General features: G+C 54.5%; 2 protein-coding genes. Both read left to right on the plus strand.

The window, feature by feature from the left end:
* The first annotated feature begins 249 nt into the window (after positions 1 to 249).
* Complete coding sequence (locus tag RI563_RS07620; protein WP_310693771.1) at positions 250 to 1,041, plus strand: class I SAM-dependent methyltransferase; 792 nt, start codon at positions 250 to 252, stop codon at positions 1,039 to 1,041.
* A gap of 77 nt (positions 1,042 to 1,118) precedes the next feature.
* Positions 1,119 to 2,102, plus strand: coding sequence for a DUF2157 domain-containing protein (locus tag RI563_RS07625; protein WP_310693772.1), 984 nt, complete (start codon positions 1,119 to 1,121; stop codon positions 2,100 to 2,102).
* The last annotated feature ends 127 nt before the right edge of the window (positions 2,103 to 2,229 follow it).

The following is a 2,229-nucleotide window of genomic DNA, read 5'->3' on the forward strand; positions in this document are numbered from 1 at the left end:
GCCTCAGTACCAACGAGGCGGAACTCCTGCATATGATGCATCGCTTCGACAAGGCAGGTTGAGCTCCGCTTTCTTGCTTCTCTATTCTCCCAACTGTTGTACTTTGCGCCCGGTTAACCGGGCGTTTTCTTTTCCGTTTTTTTCCTTGTAGAGTGCCACAAGTCCGGTGCATGGGTGGGAGTATTGGTTTAAAATCAGCTTACGCCTGTTTCAGGCAGGCAAATCATTGTAAATATAAGAGGATGTCGAATGGAAAGGCGGGCCTGCGTCGTATGCGAGACAAATGAATTCGCGCAACAGTATTGCCATCTGGATGGCCAGGATTATCTGCACTGTGACAACTGCGGCCTGATCTATGTTGATCGGTTATTAAAACCGGAGGAGCTCTACAAGGCCTATAGCGGCGATACCGTCAAGTCATTGCGCCGCAAACTGATGGCACCGTTTAGAAAATTCAGCTGGACCAAATCGTTCGACAATTCCATGCGCCGCGCCCGGGGTATTTTCGAATTTGGCCAGCAACAGGTGACAGCAGTCGGCGAGAAGCGCCGGTATATGGATATCGGTTGTAACAAAGGATTTTTACTGGCAACAGCGCACGAACATGGCTGGGATGTTTATGGTATCGAGCTGGTTCGGGAACTGATCCGGCCGTTTATGAACAGTTACCCGCAGTACAGGAACCAGGTGTTCTCGGAACGCTTCGAGGACGCAAAAGAAAACGTTGAAAAGGCGAGTTTCGACCTGATTACCGCGATTGACGTGGTCGAGCATTTCGAAGATGTAACTGGTGACTTGCAGGGGATTTATGAACTGATCAAACCGGGTGGCGTATTTTTGATTCAGACCCCCGATACTGCCTGCGAGCGGGCTGAACGGGAAAAATGTGACTGGGGTGCACTCAAACCACTCGAACATTTACATGTGTTCAATTGCGAAAACTTTACCACCCTGGCCAGGCGGGCCGGCTTCGCCGAAATCGAATGTTTTGTGCCGTTCGAGGAAGCCGACGGTAACTTTGTGGCAGTACTGCGTAAATAATAACCGGGTACCGAAAGCATTGCCCGGGTAAGGGTTGCAAGCTATTCTGATGCTTGTGAACGCGACCGGGCTTTGATATGAGTACAGACCATCAGCGCATAATCCGGCTTGTCGAACAGGGCCACATTCCGGGGGACAAGCTGGAGCAGGCTCTATCAGTCAGCGGCGTTTATCCTGATTCCCGTGCCTGGCGCACATTCATCGATCATCTCTTTTTATGGCTGGGCGGGCTGGCGCTGGCGTTCGCCGTGTTGTTCTTCGTCGCCTATAACTGGTCGGAACTGGGCCGTCTGTTTCGTTTTGCCCTGGTGGAAGTATTGGTGATCGCGGCGATTGTCGGTTACTGGAAACTGGGCACGGAGCGTATGGCCGGCAAGGTGGCATTACTGGGCGCCACGATCTGCCTGGGTGTGTTGCTGGCCTTATACGGACAGACCTACCAGACCGGGGCCGATCCCTGGCAACTGTTTTTCAACTGGTCACTGCTGATTCTTCCCTGGGTGGTGGTGGGTCGCTTCGCACCGTTGTGGCTGGTATGGCTGATGCTGCTCAATCTCAGCACGCTGCTGTATTTTCAAACCTTTCCCGGTGCCTTCGGTATGCTGTTGTCGTACTGGGATACGGGTATGTACTGGATGTTGTTCCTGCTGAATACCCTGGCGCTGGTGCTGTGGGAGTGGGCCGCCACGCGCTGGTCGTTTATGAATCAGCGCTGGGCGATTCGGCTGGTGGCGCTGGGCAGCGGTTATACCATTACCTGGCTGGCACTGATCAGTATCGTGGAGAACGCACTGACTGAACCTGCCGGATTGCTGGCGGGGATCATCTGGCTAATCTGGCTGGCAGGCATGGGTGGGATCTACCGCTATCGGATTCGCGATCTGTTCATGCTGACCGGGGGTTCGCTCTCCGCGATTGTGGTGGTGACCACCTTTTTGGCGCGGCACATGCTCGAAGGCGATCCCGTCGGCGCGTTTTTGTTACTGGCACTGGTGGTGATGGGCGCCGGTAGTGGTTCGCTAATCTGGCTCAAGCGCCTGTACAGGGAGTGGCAGACATGAGCTCACGCGAACCGCTCTGGGCGAAGCTGGTTGAGGCAGGGATTGTCGAGGGAACCCTGCCTGAAGAACAGGAGCTGGATTCGCCCTGGTACATGCGCCTGTTGACCGGCTTCTCCGGCTGGCTGGC

This window comes from Thiohalophilus sp. (genome assembly GCF_031581315.1).
In the GTDB taxonomy this organism is placed as follows: Bacteria; Pseudomonadota; Gammaproteobacteria; order UBA6429; family Thiohalophilaceae; genus Thiohalophilus.

What these genes read in the sequence shown, in the direction of transcription:
- RI563_RS07625 (WP_310693772.1), top strand. Translation starts at nt 1,119, where the DNA reads ATGAGTACAGACCATCAGCGCATAATCCGGCTTGTCGAACAGGGCCAC.
- RI563_RS07620 (WP_310693771.1), top strand. Translation starts at nt 250, where the DNA reads ATGGAAAGGCGGGCCTGCGTCGTATGCGAGACAAATGAATTCGCGCAA.